This is a genomic window from Leisingera sp. SA215, from assembly GCF_055902035.1.
In genome coordinates, this window is the sequence record NZ_JBVVXU010000001.1 from 348611 (window position 1) to 367048 (window position 18438).

20 protein-coding genes, 1 tRNA gene and 1 pseudogene are annotated in these 18438 nt (G+C 59.8%); 10 read left to right on the forward strand and 12 right to left on the reverse strand.

Features of this window, described 5'->3' with window-relative positions:
• Positions 1-59: 59 nt before the first annotated feature.
• The 6 genes from proB to AC0KW6_RS01665 form a co-directional block, all read right to left on the reverse strand.
• A complete protein-coding gene (gene proB / locus AC0KW6_RS01640; protein ID WP_474033915.1) occupies positions 60-1166 on the reverse strand; it encodes a glutamate 5-kinase in 1107 nt (368 codons plus the stop codon).
• Complete coding sequence (gene obgE, locus AC0KW6_RS01645) at positions 1154-2188, reverse strand: GTPase ObgE (protein WP_323782355.1); 1035 nt, start codon at positions 2186-2188, stop codon at positions 1154-1156. The genes proB and obgE overlap by 13 nt, the downstream gene beginning before the upstream one ends.
• A gap of 121 nt (positions 2189-2309) precedes the next feature.
• Positions 2310-2846 carry a GNAT family N-acetyltransferase gene (locus AC0KW6_RS01650; protein WP_474033916.1) on the reverse strand — a complete coding sequence of 179 codons (537 nt, stop codon included), beginning with the start codon at positions 2844-2846 and terminating at the stop codon, positions 2310-2312.
• A gap of 280 nt (positions 2847-3126) precedes the next feature.
• Positions 3127-3396, reverse strand: a complete 270-nt coding sequence (rpmA, locus tag AC0KW6_RS01655; RefSeq protein ID WP_024090013.1) for a 50S ribosomal protein L27 — start codon at positions 3394-3396, stop codon at positions 3127-3129.
• An 11-nt stretch (positions 3397-3407) separates the two neighbouring features.
• Positions 3408-3962, reverse strand: a complete 555-nt coding sequence (rplU, locus tag AC0KW6_RS01660) for a 50S ribosomal protein L21 (protein WP_024090012.1) — start codon at positions 3960-3962, stop codon at positions 3408-3410.
• A 203-nt stretch (positions 3963-4165) separates the two neighbouring features.
• Entirely contained in the window at positions 4166-5017 is an 852-nt protein-coding gene (locus tag AC0KW6_RS01665; RefSeq protein WP_474033917.1) for a DUF2059 domain-containing protein, read from the reverse strand.
• Positions 5018-5139: 122 nt separating this feature from the next.
• Between AC0KW6_RS01665 and AC0KW6_RS01670 the strand changes: the two genes are divergently transcribed.
• Positions 5140-5229: transfer RNA gene (locus AC0KW6_RS01670), tRNA-Ser, on the forward strand.
• A gap of 752 nt (positions 5230-5981) precedes the next feature.
• Here AC0KW6_RS01670 and AC0KW6_RS01675 read toward each other — a convergent pair.
• Positions 5982-6752, reverse strand: a complete 771-nt coding sequence (locus tag AC0KW6_RS01675; RefSeq protein WP_474033918.1) for a DeoR/GlpR family DNA-binding transcription regulator — start codon at positions 6750-6752, stop codon at positions 5982-5984.
• A 162-nt stretch (positions 6753-6914) separates the two neighbouring features.
• Here AC0KW6_RS01675 and AC0KW6_RS01680 point away from each other — a divergent pair, with 162 nt between their 5' ends.
• The 6 genes from AC0KW6_RS01680 to AC0KW6_RS01705 are packed head-to-tail and all read left to right on the forward strand — an operon-like array spanning position 6915 to position 12694.
• On the forward strand, positions 6915-7883 hold the full coding sequence (locus AC0KW6_RS01680) for an ABC transporter substrate-binding protein (protein ID WP_323775846.1): 969 nt from the start codon (positions 6915-6917) through the stop codon (positions 7881-7883).
• Positions 7883-9586: an ABC transporter permease gene (locus AC0KW6_RS01685; protein WP_474033919.1), complete on the forward strand. Its 1704-nt coding sequence runs from the start codon at positions 7883-7885 to the stop codon at positions 9584-9586. Before AC0KW6_RS01680 ends, AC0KW6_RS01685 begins: the two co-directional genes overlap by 1 nt.
• The gene (locus AC0KW6_RS01690) at positions 9574-10623 is read left to right on the forward strand and encodes an ABC transporter ATP-binding protein (protein ID WP_323775848.1); all 1050 of its coding nucleotides are present in this window, start codon (positions 9574-9576) and stop codon (positions 10621-10623) included. Before AC0KW6_RS01685 ends, AC0KW6_RS01690 begins: the two co-directional genes overlap by 13 nt.
• Before the next feature lie 51 nt (positions 10624-10674).
• Positions 10675-11691 carry an MBL fold metallo-hydrolase gene (locus AC0KW6_RS01695; protein WP_474033920.1) on the forward strand — a complete coding sequence of 339 codons (1017 nt, stop codon included), beginning with the start codon at positions 10675-10677 and terminating at the stop codon, positions 11689-11691.
• Positions 11688-12233: a histidine phosphatase family protein gene (locus AC0KW6_RS01700; protein WP_474033921.1), complete on the forward strand. Its 546-nt coding sequence runs from the start codon at positions 11688-11690 to the stop codon at positions 12231-12233. The genes AC0KW6_RS01695 and AC0KW6_RS01700 overlap by 4 nt, the downstream gene beginning before the upstream one ends.
• A complete protein-coding gene (locus tag AC0KW6_RS01705; protein WP_323775851.1) occupies positions 12230-12694 on the forward strand; it encodes a phosphatase domain-containing protein in 465 nt (154 codons plus the stop codon). The genes AC0KW6_RS01700 and AC0KW6_RS01705 overlap by 4 nt, the downstream gene beginning before the upstream one ends.
• Positions 12695-12841: 147 nt before the next feature.
• Here AC0KW6_RS01705 and AC0KW6_RS01710 read toward each other — a convergent pair.
• Positions 12842-12994 (reverse strand): annotated as a pseudogene (locus tag AC0KW6_RS01710) (IS256 family transposase); the annotation flags it as partial.
• A 280-nt stretch (positions 12995-13274) separates the two neighbouring features.
• On the opposite strand from AC0KW6_RS01710, the gene AC0KW6_RS01715 reads away from it, so the two are divergent.
• Positions 13275-13448, forward strand: a complete 174-nt coding sequence (locus tag AC0KW6_RS01715) for a hypothetical protein (RefSeq protein WP_323775852.1) — start codon at positions 13275-13277, stop codon at positions 13446-13448.
• A gap of 194 nt (positions 13449-13642) precedes the next feature.
• Here the strand turns inward: AC0KW6_RS01715 and AC0KW6_RS01720 are convergent, their stop codons facing one another.
• The 3 genes from AC0KW6_RS01720 to AC0KW6_RS01730 are packed head-to-tail and all read right to left on the reverse strand — an operon-like array spanning position 13643 to position 15966.
• On the reverse strand, positions 13643-14707 hold the full coding sequence (locus AC0KW6_RS01720; RefSeq protein WP_323775853.1) for a methyltetrahydrofolate cobalamin methyltransferase: 1065 nt from the start codon (positions 14705-14707) through the stop codon (positions 13643-13645).
• A gap of 9 nt (positions 14708-14716) precedes the next feature.
• Positions 14717-15643: a methylenetetrahydrofolate reductase gene (locus tag AC0KW6_RS01725; RefSeq protein WP_323775882.1), complete on the reverse strand. Its 927-nt coding sequence runs from the start codon at positions 15641-15643 to the stop codon at positions 14717-14719.
• 26 nt (positions 15644-15669) lie between these two features.
• Entirely contained in the window at positions 15670-15966 is a 297-nt protein-coding gene (locus AC0KW6_RS01730; protein WP_323775854.1) for a virulence factor, read from the reverse strand.
• Between the two features lie 284 nt (positions 15967-16250).
• Here AC0KW6_RS01730 and AC0KW6_RS01735 point away from each other — a divergent pair, with 284 nt between their 5' ends.
• Entirely contained in the window at positions 16251-17363 is a 1113-nt protein-coding gene (locus tag AC0KW6_RS01735; protein ID WP_323775855.1) for a Ppx/GppA phosphatase family protein, read from the forward strand.
• A gap of 77 nt (positions 17364-17440) precedes the next feature.
• Positions 17441-18157: an RlmE family RNA methyltransferase gene (locus AC0KW6_RS01740; RefSeq protein WP_024089984.1), complete on the forward strand. Its 717-nt coding sequence runs from the start codon at positions 17441-17443 to the stop codon at positions 18155-18157.
• Between the two features lie 7 nt (positions 18158-18164).
• On the opposite strand, the gene AC0KW6_RS01745 is transcribed toward AC0KW6_RS01740, so the two are convergent.
• A complete protein-coding gene (locus AC0KW6_RS01745; protein WP_323775856.1) occupies positions 18165-18353 on the reverse strand; it encodes a hypothetical protein in 189 nt (62 codons plus the stop codon).
• Positions 18354-18438 lie beyond the last annotated feature (85 nt).

Consider the following 18438-nt stretch of genomic DNA (forward strand, 5'->3'; position numbering starts at 1 on the left):
CGGTCCTTCTGTGGCACGTCGGGTGCCTGCCGGCTGGAATAGATTATCAGATGGTCAGCTCAAAGCGCCATATCATCGCGGTGGATCAATGCGGCGCGGCCGGGATAGCCCAGCGTGGCCTCGATTTCCTGCGATTGGCGCCCTTGGATGGCGCGGGCCTCGTCCGCTGTATAGCGTGACAGTCCCTGCCCCAGTTTGCGCCCGTCTGGGCCAAGGATGGCCAGCGGATCGCCGCGGCCAAAGTCACCCTCCACATGACGGACACCTGCGGGCAGCAGGCTTTTACCGGACATCAGCGCGCGTGCGGCGCCATCGTCGATTGTCAGAACACCGCGGGTCTTCATCGCGCTGATCCAGCGTTTGCGCGCGGTTTGCGGGTCACCCTGTCCGGTGAACCAAGTGCACGCTGCGCCATCTTCAAGTGTTTTCAGCGGGTTCAAAGGAGAACCTTCGGTGATCGCCATGGCGCAGCCGGCAGCAGTGGCCATCTTGGCCGCCAGCAGTTTGGTGATCATCCCGCCTTTGGACAGGCCAGAGATACCATCGCCGGCCATCGCCTCAATTTCCGGTGTGATCCGGTCAATCCGGTCATAGCGTTCGGCCGCGGGGTCCAGCGCAGGATTGGCGCTGTAGAAACCGTCAACATCGGACAGGAGGATCAAGGCATCGGCGCCGACCGTTACTGCCACCTGCGCCGCCAGCCGGTCGTTGTCGCCGTAGCGGATTTCATCGGTGGCGATGGTGTCGTTTTCATTGACGATCGGCACCGCGCCCATCCCCAGAAGCGTTTCCAAGGTGGCACGTGAGTTGAGGTAGCGGCGGCGGTTTTCGCTGTCTTCCAGCGTCACCAGAACCTGTGCCGTGGTGATCCGGTGCGGCGCCAATGCCTCCTCATAAGCGCGGGCCAGCCGGATCTGGCCAACTGCCGCGGCCGCCTGGGATTGTTCCAGCGGCAGGTCCGCGCGCGGCAGTCCCAGCACACGCCGGCCCAAGGCAATCGAACCGGAAGACACCAGCACCACGTCGGTGCCGCCCGCCTTCAGCCAGGCGACATCATTGGCCAGGGAATGCAGCCAGCCTGCGCGCAGATCGCCCGTGGCGCGGTCAACCAGCAGCGCCGAGCCGATCTTGACGACAATCCGTTTCGCCGACTTCAGGGCCGCCAAGGCGCTTCCTCCTCGGCGGGTTTCATGCGGACGCGGTCATCGTCGATCTCTGCCCGCACCGCGCGGAGCACTTCGTTAAGCCCTTCGCGGCTGACGCCGGACATCATCATGACCGGGCCGCCAACAGCCTGTTCCAGCGCAGCGCGTTTTTTGTCGCGCTCCTCCGGGTCGATTGCATCCACTTTGTTCAGCGCAGTGATCCGGGTCTTGGTGGCAAGAACGCCGCCATAGGCCTCCAGCTCACCGATGATGGTCTGGTAATCCTCGACCACGGTGTCGGAAGTACCGTCCACCAGATGCAGCAGCACCGCGCAGCGTTCCACATGGCCCAGGAACCGGTCGCCGATCCCTTTGCCTTCATGTGCGCCTGCGATCAGGCCGGGAATGTCGGCAACCACAAATTCGGTATTGTCGATGCCGACCACGCCGAGATTCGGGTGCAATGTGGTGAAGGGGTAATCCGCAATCTTGGGGCGCGCGTTGGAGGTTGCCGACAAGAAGGTCGACTTGCCCGCATTGGGCAGCCCCAGGAGACCCGCGTCGGCAATCAGCTTGAGGCGAAGCCAGATGGTGCGCTCGACTCCCTCCTGGCCGGGGTTGGCGCGGCGCGGCGCCTGGTTGGTGGCCGATTTGAAATGCAGGTTGCCAAAGCCGCCGTTGCCACCCTTGGCCAGCAGCACCCGTTGGCCAACCTCGGTGAGGTCCGCCAGAACGGTTTCCTGGTCCTCGTCCATGATCTCGGTCCCCACGGGGACACGCAGAACAATGTCGTCGCCATCTTTACCGGTACGCTGACGGCCCATGCCGGACTGGCCGTTTTTAGCAAAGAAATGCTGCTGATAGCGGAAATCGATGAGGGTGTTCAGCCCGTCGGTCACCTCGGCCCAGACCGAACCGCCTTTGCCGCCATCGCCCCCGTCCGGCCCGCCGTATTCAATATACTTTTCGCGCCGGAAGCTGACACAGCCGTTCCCGCCGGCGCCCGAGCGGATATAGACCTTTGTCAGATCGAGGAATTTCATGACAGCTCCTTAATGCGGCGGGATCCTGTGCCCGCCCGCGCAATACACGTGTCCCGCCAAAGCCCCGGGGCTCTGGCGGGAATGTTTCGTTTGCCTTACCGCAAAGCGCGCGCCGCGCCAATCACAGTTTTCGGCTGTAAGTCCAGGTTGGGACCGAGGCATCACGGGCGACGGAATAGCTCTCGGCGTCCCCGAGATAATCGAAGCCGCAATGGATCAGCACCCGGGCCGAAGCCGGGTTGTCCTGAAACACCGATGCAAACATCGCTGCGTTGCCTTGCGGATTTGCATCCACCAAAGCCTTTACCGCCGCGGAGGCAAGCCCGGTATTCCAGAACGGCGGTGCGGTCCAGTAAGAGACCTCCGACTGGTTGCGGTCCATCCGTTTGAGGCCGATCACGCCTTTCAGTTCGGCCTCACCTTCGGCGGTGCCATCAATAGCCCAGACATCCTCGTCCCGTTCTTCGGCCATGGCGCGGGCGACAAAGGCCTCGGCGGCGCCCGGCGGAAGCGGATGCGGCACCGAACGGGTCATGCGGGCAACACGCGCATCGCTGACGTAGTGTTCAATCAGGCCGGCATCGGATTTTCGCAAGGGCCGCAGAATAAAGCGGTCCGTTTCGATTACCTGCTGGCACACAATCTGTTCCAAGTTCATGGATGTGCTCCTCCTCTGCCAAAGACTTTCTGGCTGTAACTGCCCTTGTTGTTGCGGCGGTCATCTTTAAATGTGCATGCCCTGCCCGGGCGGCAAGGCGCAGTCGCTTCAATTGTCGTGAAACTTTCTGTTGGCCGGGCGTGCGCGGCATTTCGGCTTTCAGCAGAAACCCCGCCCTTGGTCGTTTTTGTGAACATCACTTACCCGCATCCGTAAAACGGAAAAGGGGACCGGCCCTGAAGCCGGTCCCTCTAAAGATGTCATCACCCTTCGGGTCGGCTTACTCAGCGGCCTCCGCCACTGGCAGAACCGATACAAAGGTGCGGCCTTTCAGGCCTTTGCGGAAGGTAACAGCACCTTCGGACGTGGCAAACAGAGTATGGTCTTTGCCAATACCTACGTTTTCGCCCGGCCAGAACTTGGTGCCGCGCTGACGCACGATGATGTTGCCTGCGATGGCCGCTTGGCCACCGAAGAGTTTCACGCCAAGACGGCGGCCCGCGGAGTCGCGGCCGTTACGTGAGGAACCGCCAGCTTTTTTATGTGCCATTCTCTCTCTCCTTAGCCTTTAGCCAGCTCTTTGGCCTGTTCAACCCACTCGGGCTTCACTTTGACCGCTTCGATAGCAGCAATACCGTCTTCGGACAAGGCTGCGATCTGGGCAAAGCTGGTCAGGCCGGCTTCGTTCAGCTTCTTGGCGGCAGCAGGGCCAACGCCGGTCAGCTGGGTCAGGTCGTCCGAACCGGCGGCGTCAGCGGCAGGAGCAGCTTTTGCAGCGGCTTTCGGAGCAGCTTTGGTTGCGCCCGATGCCAGGATCTCGGTGATCCGGACCAGGGTCAGCTTCTGACGGTGACCTTTGGTGCGCTTGGAGGAGTGCTTCCGGCGGCGCTTGACGAAGTTGATCAGCTTTTCGCCTTTGATCTGGTCGATCACTTCCGCTTTGACGGCAGCGCCGTCCACCAGCGGAGCGCCGACAACAGGTGCGTCGCCGCCCAGCATCAGGATTTCGTCGAACTGGATGGTGTCGCCAGCGTCTGCAGCAAGTTTTTCAACGCGGAGGATATCGCCCGCCTGAACCTTGTACTGCTTGCCGCCGGTCTTGAGGACCGCAAACATATGCGTCTTTCCTTTTCTACCCGCGTCCTACGGCCCCCTTGCGGGCGTTCCGGCCAAAGCCGCCTCGAACAGCGCGCCCCTGTGATGGGCGTATTACAAATAAACCCCGGCGCACGGATTCCGGGCCGGGATGCGGGCTTATGGTTCGGAACTCCTGAAGTGTCAACAGTTTTCCACAACCTGCGCCGCAAGTGTTTGCAGGTTCAGATATCCTGCCCGGGTGTCAGGTCGGCCATCCGGTGCGCCAGCTCCTCGAACCGGTTGGCCGTGATCTCATACTGCACGGCGTTCAGCAGCTCATAAACCCGCTGCATCGGCGCCTCTTCCAGGGCTATAACATAAGCCTCAACCTCTGCATCGCTGAATTCCTGGTAGGTATAGGCAGAGGCTGCCAGGCTGGAGGCCTGCATGCTTAGGCGCAGTTCGCCCTCCTGCGCCTGCATCAGAGCGCGCAGGCCGTCAGCATCCAGCTCCAATTCGATTACCCCGGCAGCAGCAGCAGCCATAAGGAAGCGGAACTGGATCTGCTGCAGCGCTTTTACACCTGTGCCAGCGGCATCAATTGCAGATACCATTCGCTGATACATCGCAATCCGCTCACTGCCGGCTTTGACCAGGTCGGAAATAATACGGTTGCCCGCCAATTGCTTCACCGCGTCGTCTTTGACCGTATGCGAGGCGTTTTCCGCCCGCACCAAGCGCTGCCCGAAATCGCTGGCGTAAAAGTCTGTCGCATGATCCAGGGCTTCATCGTCCAGAGTGCTTTCGAGGATCTCCAGCGCCAGGCTGCGCATTTCGGCGGTATCAAAGACATCCCCGGACAGTTCGGTCCATTGACTGCCAAAGGCGCCTGCATCCACGCCCAGCATGTCCGGTGCGCTGGACGCAGATAAGGCTATGCTATCAAGCGCCACATCAAAGCCGGTGATTTGCAGGAATGTCTCGACCCTTTCACGGTCTGCTGCCAGTCCGGTTTGCGGCAATCCCGCGGCGGCGAAACACAGCAAAGCCAGGAGGCGCAAAAGCACGGCGGGGGGGATGAGGGTCATCTGCATAAACCAAATTTAGGCAAAAACCCTTGGCAGGCAACGGGAAATCGGCTTTTTTCGTCAAAGCCGCATTTCCCACTTGCGCCAACTCGGAATCAACCTTAAACGCTGCCCCACCAGACCCCCGCGGAGAGGTGCCGGAGTGGTCGAACGGGGCGGTCTCGAAAACCGTTGAGCCTTCACGGGTTCCCAGGGTTCGAATCCCTGTCTCTCCGCCACTATCCCCCTGATATTCAAAGACGAACTGCGAAACGCAGGGGTTAGCGCATCGGCCCTTACCGGACAGGAATTTGGCAAAAGATGTCGTACTATGACCCCTTTTGGTCTTTCAGGCTGTACCAGCCATGACCCCCTCAATCGTTCGAACTTTGCCTCCTTTTGTGTTACTCAATACCCTTTGGACATTGCCTTAGACCGGGTTATCAAGTCCGGAGATCTCGCACCATTTTCTTAGCAACGCCATCTCGGTGACACGCCCGCCTGTCGCGTCGAGGAAGTTTGGAAAGAACTCCAGGGCACCCTGAGCGCGAGCGGACAGCTGCCGGCATGCCCGGCGCCGCGATCGGCTCGCTGACAAGAGATCAACTGCTCCGTCTGGGCCCGGAAATCATGACCGCCACCGAACTTGCAACCTCCCGCAACCGCCAGCTCCTGCCCAGCCAGCGGCCGGGCATCACCGTCGCAAAAACCCGCTCCGCGCTTTCCCGATAGATTGCTCCAAGACCCCCGCGGCTTCCACCTTGGGAGGTTTTCCAACACGGGTCGCGGCAGCGCCGGTGCGCATCGTTTCGCCAAGCCCTTCATCAGACAACATTCTCCACAGCTGCCCTCGGCGACATCCGCATAGAACGTCTTACGGGCGCACGCATGGGACATCCTATGGGCCGGTGGGCGGTTCTTTCGCCGGGGTATCAATCAGGCACTGGCATGAATCGTAATGTCGCTGAATACTTGCCAAACAATGTCACTGTCATACTTGGATGACCTGGCATTCATGCCGTGCGCAGTTTCGTAGAATAGGCGCTGAAAACGTTGCACCTGTCACCACGATATCAAAGTCCCAGACATGTCCTCTCTGACAGGCCAATTCCAGCCCGTTCTTCGTGCTGTCCATGACCAGAACGCTCTTTTTACCGCAGCTGTCGATAGCCTTGCGTGCAGTTATTTCCTCAGAGTTATAGTCCATCACACTGCCAGCCCCGGACAGACCGCCACAGCTAAACACGGCATAATCCACACGGTATTTCGCGAAAAACTCAAGTGCGGGCGTGCCGATCATGTCCAGATCGCGCATCCGGACGGTCCCGCCTGCCAGCTCAACGGCAACGCCGGGCGCATTTTGCAAGGCGCAAACGGCGTGGATGCTGTTGGACGCGACGAAAATGTTTTTGTGAGAGGCCAGAAACCGGGCGCAAGTTTCCACCGTTGTGCCGGTGCCCAGTGCCACGCGCGCGCCGTCGGGGATCAAGTTCTTGACGGCCAGAGCGATGCGCTGTTTTTCCTGCCGCGATATGCCTTCGCGCGGCAGATAGCCGATGTTCTCGCTTTGCTGGCGCAGGCGCACTTTACCATTGCGGCGCTGCACAAGTCCGGCTTCGTCCAGAACGCGCAAGTCTGCGCGTATCGTCTGAACCGATACGGCAAGTTGGGCCGAAAGTTCGGTTGCCGGAATTGCCTCGTTTTCAGCCAATAGCGCGATGATCTCATCTCGTCGCTGGGTAACATCCCGTCGCACGATCATTTTCCTTCGAAAAGTTCGCAAATTATCGAAACGTTAGGGAAGTCTCTCAAGTCCCGCAATATAATAAAAGTTCCAAACAACTGTTACAAAACTGTTGGATTTCTCTGGGATAAGGCGACCGTGAACTTCTTTCGTTCGAAAGTTAACCTTCAGGAGAGCCCCATGAAGTCCGCACTCACATCCACCGCTTTCGCGCTCTTGGCCAGCACCGCCATGGCTGAAACGATCACGCTATACACTTCGCAGCCGAGTGCAGACGCACAGCTAACGATCGATGCGTTTATCGCCGCCAACCCCGGCACCGAAGTTGACTGGGTCCGCGATGGCACGACACAGCTTATGGCGCGCCTGCGCGCCGAAATCGAGGCTGGTAATCCGCAGCCTGACGTTCTGTTGATTGCGGATACCGTCACACTGGAGGGTATGGCGCAAGAGGGTCTTCTTGCCGCCTATCAATCGCCCGAAGCCACCGAATATGACGCAGCTCTCTATTCCGCCGAAGGCTACTACTACTCCACCAAGTTGATCACGACCGGGATCGTCTACAACACGGGCGTTGAAACTGCACCGACCTCTTGGAACGACCTGTCGGACACATCGATCAAAGGTCAGATCGCCATGCCCTCGCCGCTATATTCCGGGGCAGCGCTGATCCACCTTGCAACGCTTACTGGCGACGACAGCCTGGGATGGGAATACTATGAAGGTCTGGCGGCGAACGATGCGCGTGCCCAGGGCGGCAACGGCGGCACGTTCAAAGCCGTGGCTTCGGGTGAAAAACCCTATGGCATGGTCGTGGACTTTCTCGCCATCCGCAACAAAGCCGGCGGCTCGCCCGTGGATTTTGTCTTTCCTGAAGAGGGCGTCTCTTATGTGACAGAGCCAGTGGCGATCATGTCGACCGCCAAGAACGTCGAAGGCGCGCAGAAATTCGTCGACTTCCTGCTGAGCGACACGGGCCAGAAGCTTGTTCTGGATATGGGCTATATCCCTGCCCGTGACGGTATGGGCGTCCCCGAAGGGTTCCCCGCCCGCGAAGATATCAAGCTGATGGCCTTCGATCCCGCCGACGCCCTTGCAAGCGCCGAGGCCAATAAGGCCACATTCGCAGAACTTTTCGGCGCCGAATGATGAGCGTCACCCGACAAAACGGTGGCAGCCGGTCCGAGGCCCGGCTGCTCTCTGCTATTCTGGTCGTCGCAATCTGCTTGACGCTCGCCCCGGTTCTGCGCCTTTTTGTCGAGGGCATTACCCACCAAGGCAGCCCCAGCGTGACCCTTATGCGCGATGTGCTGGCGCAGCCCTCAACCTTAAGCGCGCTGAAACATTCACTGGTCACAGCTGGTTTTGGCACTTTGGTGTCGCTGATGCTGGGCTCTGCCTTTGCGTTCCTTGTAGCGCTGACTGATCTGCGAGCAAAGGCGGCGTTGGTCTTTTGCCTGATGATCCCGATGATGATCCCGCCGCAGATCACGGCACTGTCTTGGACCCAAATCATGGGGCCGTCATCGGTTCTGCTGAAATCGCTGGGCGTTGCGCCACCGCTTGGGGCACCGCAGCCGCTTTATTCGCCGCAGGGGATCATCTTTCTTCTGGGCATCCAGCATATGTCGATCATCTTCCTGACCCTGCGCGCTGGCCTGCGCTCTATCCCGCAAGACGTGGTTGAGGCCGCCCGCATCAGCGGCGCAAAAGGGCTGCGCACGTGGTGGCAAGTGGTGATGCCGCTGACCCTGCCCAGTCTGGCCGCGGGCACGGCCATCACCTTTGTGACGGCGCTTGGCAATTTTGGCATTCCGGCCATGCTTGGCATTCCCGCAGGATATGCGACGCTGCCGACGCTCGTCTATCAAAAGCTTGCCGGGATGGGGACGGCCGTCTTGGCCGAAGTCTCGGTTCTGGCGATGCTTATTGGGGCGGTGGCCGTGGCGGGAATTTTGTTGCAACGCCTCTTCCAAACGCGCCAGAAACTGCACCTAGTAGGCAGCACCTCCCGGCCGCTGGCCCTGCCATTGGGCGCTGCCCGGCTGCCGGTTGAAATCCTTCTATGGGCGGTGGTCTGTGCAATTCTTGTCCTGCCGATGTTCGGCCTCTTGGCCACATCATTGGTGCCTGCCTATGGGGTGCCACTGCGCCTTGATACGGTGACCCTTGCATCGTGGCATGAGGTGCTGTTCCGGCAGCCAGTAACATCACGGGCCTTTGCCAATTCCTTTGCATTGGCTGCGGGCGCGTCCCTGGCTCTTATCGTGATTTGCCTGCCCTTGGCGTGGCTGATGGAGCGGCGCAAGACGCGTCTTGCGCGTCTGTTCGACAGCCTGCTTGATCTGCCCTACGCACTGCCGGGGGTTGTCCTGTCAATCGCCATGATCCTGCTGCTGATCAAAGTACCTTTCACCGAGGCAACGCTTTACGGCACCATCTGGATCATCTTTTTGGCCTATATCGCCCGTTTCTTTGCCGTCATGTTCCGTCCGGTTCAGGCCAGCCTAAAGCAGTTTGATCCGTGCATGGATGAGGCCGCGCAATCGGTTGGGGCCTCGCTTTATCGGCGCTTGCGCGATGTAATCTTTCCGCTTTCGGCACCCGCGGCAGCGGCGGGGACAATTCTTGTCTTTCTCACCGCGTTTAACGAACTCACTGTTTCTGCGCTCTTGTGGTCCTCGGGCACCGAGACCCTTGGCGTGGTGATTTTCAATCTCGATGACAGCGGCGAAACCGGCATGGCCAGCGCAATGGCGATGACCATCGTGTTTGTGGTCGTGGTCCTTATGGCTCTGATCCAACTGTTTTCCCGCCGCTTTCCCAAAGGAGTTGTCCCATGGCAGACATAGACCTGTCCTGTGTTGGCAAGGCATTCGCAGGCACGCCCGCGCTACAAGACATCACAACGCGGTTTGACGATGGCGAGTTTATCGCGCTTTTGGGGCCGTCTGGCTGTGGCAAGACCACGCTTTTGCGCATCTTAGCAGGCTTCGAAGAGCCCAGCAGCGGGTGCATCCGCATCGGAACGCGCGAAATGGCCAACGCCGAGACGGGCGCAAACCTGGCCCCCGAAGAACGCAACATCGGGTTTGTTTTCCAATCCTACGCGCTTTGGCCGCATATGTCGGTGCGGCGCAATGTATCCTACCCGCTTGAGATCCGAAGGTTCTCTAAGGTGGAGATCGCCAAACAGACAGATGCAGCACTCGCCTCAACGGGGCTTGGTGACTATGCGGACCGCATGCCCTCTGATCTTTCGGGCGGTCAAAGGCAACGTGTGGCTTTGGCACGTTGCCTTGTCTCTGACCCCTGCGCTGTACTGCTGGATGAACCGTTGGCCAATCTTGATGTGGCGCTGCGGGCCACGATGCAGGGCGTCTTTACTGATTTCCATAAACGTACCGGCGCCACAATGGTCTATGTCACACATGACCAGGCCGAAGCCATGGCGATGGCCGACAGGATTGCGGTGATGGATCAAGGGCGCATCCAACAATTCGATACGCCGCAAACCCTGTATGAGCGGCCCAAGAACCGTTTTGTTGCCGAATTCGTCGGTCGCGGCGCAGTGCTGCCGGTGCAGGAGCTCAAAAAGGCCGGTGATGCGCAACAGGCGCGAATACTGGGGGCAGAGGTTGCGGTGCAATCCGCGACCCAAGAGGCGCGGGTCAGCCATGTGTGCCTGCGCCCCGAAAACTTGACCATTGCCGAAACCGGAGATCTGCGCGGCAAGGTGGCGCGGGTCACCTATATGGGCGGGAAATACCTGCTGGAAACGGTGACTGACTGCGGCGCCCGCTTGTTTGCTGAAACGCGGGCCCGCTTCGAAGTCGGCACGCAACTGGGTCTGACAATCACAACACCTTGGGCCTTCTCAGAGGACTAAATGCAAAGCATACGACTACTTTCCGGCATCGGGGACAAGGGGCCTGCATGCATGCAATTGACCGTGGAAGATCGGATCTGGCTTCTCGATTGCGGCTTTGGCCCCGAGGCCAACGCGCATTTCGATCCCGCTTGGCTGGAGGGGGCCGAGGCGGTGTTCATCACCCATGATCATATCGATCATATCGGCGGCGCGCCGCATGCCGTTGAGGCGGGCCTGCCCATCTATGCCACGGCACAAACGGCCAAGGCGCTCCCCCCCGCGGCCAAGGTGCACCTGTTGCCCGAACAGGGCCAGACGACCCTCGGCGGCGTGACGCTGACCACCGGGCGCAATGGCCATGCGATGGGGGGGGTCTGGCTGCACTTCGATCTGGGAGAGGGTCTTTTCTATTCTGGGGATTGGTCAGAGGAGTCGGACTGGTTCTCCTTCGATGCGCCGCCCCCCGCAGCGACAGCCATTTTGGATTGCTCCTATCATCTGGATGATGTGCCCCAATCGGATCGGTTCGAGGCGTTGAATGGGTTGCTGGACCAGGTGCAAGGTCAGGTGCTTTTGCCTGTCCCCCCTTCCGGGCGCGCGGGCGAGATGGCGTTACATCTGATCCGCCGCTACGGCTATGAAAGCGTGATGCTTGACCCTGAATGCCAAGACACGCTTCGCGCCGCGCTGAACAGCGGCGCCGTCAGTGCCGATGCCCAGGAAATAGCTCCGCTTTTGAACCGTGGCCCGATGGAACAGGCGCGTTTCCTAATCTGTGATACGCCCAACGCCGACGGCGGCGCCGCATGGGGCTATGTGCGTGCGTGGAACGAAAGCGGGCGTTTAGGGCGCGACGCACATGTCGTGTTCACCGGCCATATGACAGCCCATGCGCGTGGCATTTGCAGCGTTCAGGGCGGGTATTTCCAACGCTGGAACGTGCATCCGCCGCTGCGCGATCAGGTGAAGATGCTAAAACGCCTTGGCGCAAAACGCTTTGCCCCCGCTTTTTGCACACAGCCCGAAGATTACCTGATTGAGGGGCTCGACGCAGAGGTATTCTTTCACGACCGGGTGCGCCTATGATCACCGTGCCTTTGCCATCGCATAGCTTTTGCCTGATCCGCCATGGCGAGACGACAGCGAATGCGGATGCAATCATCGCCGGGGTAACGGATGTGCCGCTAACCCAGATTGGTCGCGATCAGGCACGCGCCCTCTCCCAGAGGATGTGGCCAGAGCCAATTGCGGTCTATTGCAGCCCAATGACACGGGCCCAGCACACCACTCAGCTTGCGTTCCCGCGCCGGCGTTTCGAGGTGCACGGCGGATTGCGCGAGCGCGACTGGGGTGTTTTCGAAGGTCGGCCGTTGAATGAACAGCCGGCCAGAGAAGATACGCCGGATCAAGGGGAAAGCTGGCCCGATTTTCTGATGCGAGTGCAAACCGTAATAGCAGAAATCTGCGCAGCGTCGCAGGGAACGCTGCCGGTTCTGGTGTGTCATTCGGGCATAATCCGCGCTGCGCGTGTGCTCTGGACGACAGGCGACGTCGGCCAACGCCCCCCCAACGCGAAGCCGCTACTGTTTCAAAGAACAGGCAACAAAATATCGGAGAAAAACGTATGAACCAAGCAGCAGCTACCCCATGTGTGGTTTTCGATGTCGATGGCACACTTGCAGAATTCGACGCGGAACGACTTGGCCATCTTGTACATGGCGTGGAAAAGCACTGGGATGATTTTCATCATGCGATGGCAGATGCCGCTTTGATTGTCCCGATTGCGAAGTTGATGCGCCGGTTGAAAGAGAGCGGTGAAACCATTGTGATTTGTTCCGGGCGGCCCAGGGGCTGGGCCGAGCACACGATTGCATGGCTTCGCAAGCACGATCTGCCGTTCGACGGCATGTATTTGCGCGCAGAAGATCAGGACGATGCCACCGACCCGGAGGTGAAGCGCCGCGCGTTGAAGGAAATGAAAGCGGATGGCTTCAAGCCTTGGCTGGTGATCGATGACCGCACTTCGGTAGTCGAGGCCTGGCGCGGCGAAGGTCTGGTGTGCCTGCAATGTGCTCCGGGGGATTTCTGAAAAAGGGTCTATGGATGTCAGCCATCGGTCAGACGCCTGCAACGAGCATCGAATGGTTTCTTTTGCCGGGTAGAGTGCGATTGTGCGAGATGTACGGGAGTGTCCTGAAATCTGTGTATCTCGCCCCGCCCATGCGGTTTCAGATACTCAAGCGTCGAAGCGATCGCCGGACACTATGGCGAACCGGTTGCGGGCCGCGAACCATTGCCAGACGTTCCGGCCATCCTTCTCAAATTTTCGGATAGCGAGGTAGACCAGCTTGGTGGCGGCCTCGTCCTCGAGAAACGAGCCCCGTGTTTGATGGAGTTTCGGATTCTGCCGTCAGGGCGGTGTGAATCCGGCCCAGATCGGCAGCAACGGCCTTGCGGTCCTTTCTTCTCGTAGGCTATGCCGAAACGTCCCCGCTCCAGTCGCCGGATAGGCCATTTCACACTCCCCAAAAAAAGGCGAAGTCCCGCCGTTCTGGGCGGGGCTTGTATGATGGGCGGATACGACGCCGTACGGCGCTACGCGTTCAGTTGGTCGAAGGCCAGGACCGAAACGTCCGCGGGACGGCAGCAGTTCGTATGCCCTGCTCTATTTGGATGAAGAGGGCACTGCACTGCATCGCGTCAAACTTCAGGCAGAAAAATTCGACGCCCTAGCCTGGAATATCCCTTGGGGTATGAGTCAGCGCAAGATTGGCGGCGATGCCGCACTGGCAAAACAAATTTCGGATAACATGATCAACTTTCGCGCACGTCTGGCCTGTTGACCACAATGGTTCAAACCTTGATTGCCATGAGCATTCATCGTCGCGACCTTATCAGGCAATTCCACGGCGAACAGGATGAGGCCTTGCTGCTGCTGGCGGCGGATAACATGTAGATCGAAGCGTTCCCAACACGTTAGCACATAAAAAATGGCCGGGCATCCCTGCCCGGCCATTCCGCGACTATACAGCCTGGCTCAGGCGCGGCGGCGGCGGCCGCCACCAGACCGGCCGCCACGTCCACGGCCTTCGTCGCCTTCTTTGGCAGGCTCTTTGTTGAACTTGATCCACTCGCCGCCATGCGGGTCGTTATTGGTCAGGAAGTTGGCGGCGCGGATGGCCTCCATTTCCTTACCGGCGCGCGGCTTGGTGGAGCCGAGGCCGAACATCTGAACAAATGCTTCGTCTTCCATGCCGTCGGGCAGGACGATGCCGGCGGCTTCAACTTCAGCTTTCTTTTCGGCGATCTTTTTCTGCGTGACGGGCAGCGCTACCGGGTTCATGATCGCCGAGGTCATGCCGGCGCCCATTGCCATCGGCAGGAAAGCGTTGTTGATGCCGTGGCGGTTCGGCAGGCCAAAGGAGATGTTGGATGCACCGCAAGTGGTGTTCACACCCAGCTCTTCGCGCAGACGGCGGACCAGGGCAAACACCTGCAAGCCGGCGGTGGCCATGGCGCCGACCGGCATCACCAGCGGGTCAACCACGATGTCATGCGCGGGAATGCCAAAATCAGCAGCGCGTTCAACGATCTTCTTGGCGACGGCGAACCGCACATCGGGATCTTCCGAGATGCCAGTGTCGTCGTTGGAGATCGCAACAACCGGGACGTTGTACTTTTTGACCAGCGGCAGGATCTGTTCCAGGCGCTCTTCTTCGCCGGTGACCGAGTTCAACAGCGGACGGCCTTCGCAGATTTCCAGGCCGGCTTCCAGCGCGCCCGGCACCGAAGAATCGATGCACAGCGGCACGTCAACCAGGCCCTGCACCAGCTCGACGATCTTTTTCATCAGCGGCGGCTCGGTCTCGTTCGGGTTCGGGTTCGAGTTGTAGACCACGCCAGCGTTGATATCGAGCACTGTCGCACCGGCCAGAACCTGAGCGACGGCATCTTTCTCGACAGTGGAAAAATCGCCGGCTTCCAGCTCGGCCGCCAATTTTTTGCGGCCAGTCGGATTGATGCGCTCTCCAATAACGCAGAACGGCTCGTCAAAGCCCAGGATCGCGGTTTTAGTTTTTGATTCTACGACTGTACGGGTCATTGTTGATCCTTAGGAGTTGACCGGCTTCGCCGAGGCGCCGCCGTTGTTGATGGCCCAGGTTGCATTGGTCTTGATGCCGCCCAGCGGGAAGAAGTGGACCTTTTCGATAGCGAAATCCGGGTTGGCTGCCTTATGCGCCGCCAGTTCCGCAAGCACTTCGCCCGGCTCATGCGGGAGCAGCAGCTTGGAGACATCCTTGGCACGTTTCTGCAGAACTTTCAGCGACGGGCCGACGCCGCATGCGATGGCGAATTTGATCATCGTCTGCAGTTTGGCCGGGCCTGCGATGCCGATATGTACCGGCAGGTTCATGCCGCGCTCGCTCAGTTCGTTCACCCAGTTGATCACCGGCTGCGCCTCAAAACAGAACTGGGTCGCCAGCGCCATTTCGGCGTCGGTACGCTTGGAAAACTCCTGCTTCCAGTCCAGCGCTGCATAGGTGTTGGCACGGCCGCCCTTGGGGTCGATGTCGAGGTTTGGCTCAGGATGCCCTGCAACATGCAAGTTGGTAAAGCCCGCGTCGTCGAACAGGCCGGTTTCCAACAACTGCATTGAGGAATCGAACTCGCCATGCGGCTTGGCAACGCCGCCGGCCAGGATCAGGCCCTGCTTGACGCCGGCTTCGCCCTGGTAACGGGCGATCCAGTCGCCAAGAGTCGCCTTGTCCTTGATGATACGTGCAGGGAAGTGCGGCATCACATCATAGCCTTCGCCGGCAATGCGCTTGGCGGTGTCGACCATGTCTTCAATCGGGGTGCCCTCGATATGCGCGACATAGACACGGGTACCGGCCGGCAGAAGGTCGCGGAAGTCGTCGACCTTAGTCGCGGTACGCGGCATCACCTCAATGGAATAGCCCTTCAGAAAGGCTTCCATTTCGGGGCTGACAGACTGGCCAGCACCAGAGTCGCGTTTCTTAAAGTTCAGCAAAGCCATCGCGGCCTCCCATAGTGGTGTCAGGCTCACGCCCATCCGTCATTTGCAATCAGAGTTTTCAGGCGGTCCTGATCGTATTCCGTTTCCAGGCGGGTTGCCTCGGCTTCGGCGACCTCAGCCGCTTCACCTTCGGCGGCATATGGCGCGGCCTTGCGCCACTCGGCAAGATAGGCGTCCGCGTCCTTGGCGTTCACTTTCATGGCCGCACGGTCGATGGCCTGCTCGAACCGTTCTTCGAGCTGGCGCTTGGCCCCGCGGCGGCCTTTGCCAACGATGACCTGCGCCGGGATATCGCGCCAGTATACGATCGTTACGTCGGGCATGCCTTAAATTCCTCCTAGCCTGGATAGACCACGTTCTAGAGCGGCGGCCGCCCGCACGTTGGTCGATTTTCGACAACACGATGGGATTGAGCGACGTTTTGCTGCCGGGACACTAGCTTTGTGCCCTTGCGAAAGCTACAGGGGTTTCTTGCCAAAATATTCATGTGGATTATGAGATTTCCTCGAAGCTCCGGAAATCGCGCCGCTTCTGCCGTCTGACGCTTGCGCCGCTGCACCGGCGCACCTATTGTTGTCGTTAACACGATAATCGGAGGGCGTGAATCATGGCGCCCAGGCGCTCGAAAGGTGCGGGCGCGTTTCCCAAAGCGGTTGAAACCCCTGCACCGGCCCGGCCCGATCCTGATGCGCTTTATGCTGCGCTGGATCTGGGTACAAATAGCTGTCGCATGCTGATCGCCCAGCCCAAGGGCAGCGGCATCCATGTGGTCGACAGTTTCTCCAAGTCGGTGCAGCTCGGCGCCGGACTGGAGCGGACCGGACGCTTGTCGCGGTCGTCGATGGCGCGCACCATTCAGGCTTTGCGGATCTGCCAGCAGAAACTGAAACGCAACAGGGTCAGGCGGATGCGGCTGGTGGCGACCGAGGCCTGCCGCCGGGCAAAGAACGCCCGCGAATTCATCCGCCAGGTGAAGCGGGAAACTGGTCTGACGCTTGAAATCATCCAGCCGGAAGAAGAAGCACGTCTGGCAGTGATTTCCTGTGCGCCGCTGGTCTCGACCAAAACGGATCAGCTGCTGGTGGTCGATATCGGCGGCGGCTCGACCGAATTGGTGTGGATTGACATCTCGTCAGTCCCGCGGCGCGACCGCCCCTCTGCGATCATGCGGTTGCATAACGGGTTCAACTCCACTGAAAGCCCGTTTCCCGCGGCAAAAGTGGTGGATTGGATTTCCGTGCCGCTGGGGGTCGCCACTTTGCGCGATCAATTCAACGATGTGGAGGACGACGCCGCCCGCTTTGCGCTGATGAGCTGGTTCTTTGAGGAAAACCTGGCGGATTTTGCGCCTTATAAGGATGAGCAGACCCGGGCCGGTTTTCAGATCGTCGGCACCTCGGGCACTGTCACAACGGTTGCGGCGTCGCATCTGGGGCTGAAACGATATGACCGGACCAAGGTGGACGGGCTGCGGATGACCAGCGATCAGATTGACAAAGTGATCCGGAGTTATCTAGAACTCGGGCCTCTGGGCCGCCGCCGTGATCCCCGCATCGGCGAGGACCGGCAAGCCCTGATCATGTCCGGTTCAGCCATCCTGCAGGCATTGCTGCGCTGCTGGCCGACCGACCGGCTGTCAGTTGCGGACCGCGGCCTGCGCGAGGGTCTGCTTTATGCACAGATGAGCGCGGATGGCGTTCTGGAGGACGGCCCCTATTAGGCGGGGTCGGAAAAATTGGATTTTTCCGGGCCGGAGTTTTCATGAAATTCCGCGCACCGGCGCAAATGGTGACGATGATGGCAAAGACGCCGACAGGTAAGAATACATCCGGACGCGGTCAGCGCGATCTGAAGGTCAAGGTAAAATCAGCGCGCGGGCGCAAGCTCAGCTCGACACTTTGGCTGCAGCGCCAGCTGAATGATCCTTATGTCAAGCGGGCCCAGGCCGAAGGCTACCGCGGGCGTGCGGCCTACAAAATCATGGAACTGGACGACAAATACCGCTTTCTGGTTCCCGGCGCCCGGATCGTCGATCTGGGCTGTGCGCCTGGCGGCTGGGCACAGGTTGCGGTCAAACGCATTAATGCCTTGGGCGAGAAACAGGGCAAAGCCGTGGGCCGCATTATCGGCGTGGACCTGCAGGAAGTCGAACCGCTGGCCGGTGCCGAGTTCCATCAGCTCGATTTCATGGATGACGGCGCCGATGATCAGGTCAAGGAATGGCTGGGGGGCCGGGCCGATGTGGTGATGTCCGACATGGCGGCGGCCAGTTCCGGCCACAAGCAGACGGATCACATGCGGATCATCTCGCTGTGTGAAACCGCGGCCTATTTTGCCTTTGACGTGCTGGAAGAGGGCGGAACCTTTGTGGCCAAGGTCCTGGCCGGCGGTGCCGAAGGAGAGCTGCAGAAGCTGTTGAAGCAGAAATTCACCAAGGTGACCAACATGAAGCCGCCCTCCTCGCGGTCGGACAGCTCCGAGAAATTTGTGGTTGCAACCGGGTTCCGGGGCTAACGCCTCGTTAAATGCGGCGGCTGTGCGGCGCGGTCAGAGACCGGGCCGCAAGGTCGCGCAGCAGGATGGCCTCATCTCCCTCGCCATCGGTCAGCCGGGACACCCTCAGCTTAAGGCTGGCATGTCGGGCCATTTCACGCCGGCGCATCAGTTCAAACAGGCGTGTGTGGCGAAGTTTGCTTTGCAGTTTTGTCATGATGGCCCCTTCTGGATCCTCAGTCTCCTACAGACCTAAAAGGTGATTTGGCCGCAAAGCGGGCTCAAATGGGGCAAATTTGCCT